This is a genomic window from Salegentibacter maritimus, assembly GCF_016236915.1.
In the GTDB taxonomy this organism is placed as follows: domain Bacteria; phylum Bacteroidota; class Bacteroidia; order Flavobacteriales; family Flavobacteriaceae; genus Salegentibacter; species Salegentibacter maritimus.
Genome location: NZ_JAEHOK010000051.1, coordinates 1 through 1,025, shown reverse-complemented (window position 1 = coordinate 1,025; position 1,025 = coordinate 1). Strand labels below are relative to the sequence as shown.

The window sequence follows — 1,025 nt, the reverse complement described above, 5'->3', positions numbered from 1 at the left end:
CAAAACCCGGTAAGCAATTCGATTGCAAATGGTGAATTCAGCGGATTAGGTGCTGGTACTTATTTTGTACAGGCAGACAATGGCGATTGTGAGTCAGTTTCTGAAGAACTTATAATCATAGAAAATTTAGGAACTCCGGCGCAGCCACAAGCAAATATTTCACAACAACCAGGTTGTGAGGATACCACCGGAACTATTTCGGTAACTACGGTACAGGGAATTACCTATAGCCTTTTAGACGAAAACCAAAACCCGGTAAGCAATTCGATTGCAAATGGTGAATTCAGCGGATTAGGTGCAGGTACTTATTTTGTACAGGCAGACAATGGTGATTGCCAGTCCGTTTCTGAAGCTTTGGTAATCATAGAAAATTTAGGAACTCCGGCGCAGCCACAGGCAAATATTTCACAACAACCAACGTGTGAGGATACCACCGGTACTATTTCGGTAACTACGGTACAGGGAATCACTTATACTCTTTTAGATGAAAATCAAAATCCGGTAAGCAATTCGATTGCAAATGGAGAATTCAACGGATTAAACGCAGGTACTTATTTTGTACAGGCAAACAATGGCGATTGTGAGTCTGTTTCTGAAGCTTTGGTAATCATAGAAAATTTAGGAACCCCGGCGCAGCCACAGGCAAATATTTCACAACAACCAGGTTGTGAGGATACCACCGGAACTATTTCGGTAACTACGGTACAGGGAATTACTTATACTCTTTTAGACGAAAACCAAAACCCATTAAATAATTCGATTGCAAACGGTGAATTCAGCAGATTAGGTGCTGGTACTTATTTTGTACAGGCAGACAATGGCGATTGTGAGTCCGTTTCTGAAGCTTTGGTAATCATTGAAAATTTAGGAACTCCGGCGCAGCCACAAGCAAGTATTGCGCAGCAACCAACTTGTGAAGACACTACCGGGACTATTTCGGTAACTACGGTACAGGGAATTACTTATACTCTTTTAGACGAAAACCAAAACCCGGTAAGCAATTCGATTGCTAATGGGGAATTCAG

1 protein-coding gene is annotated in these 1,025 nt (G+C 41.9%); it reads left to right on the top strand.

Going from position 1 to position 1,025, the window contains the following annotated elements:
* Positions 1 to 1,025: hypothetical protein (locus tag I6U49_RS16795; RefSeq protein WP_198629694.1), on the top strand; the 1,025-nt coding region annotated here is incomplete at both ends.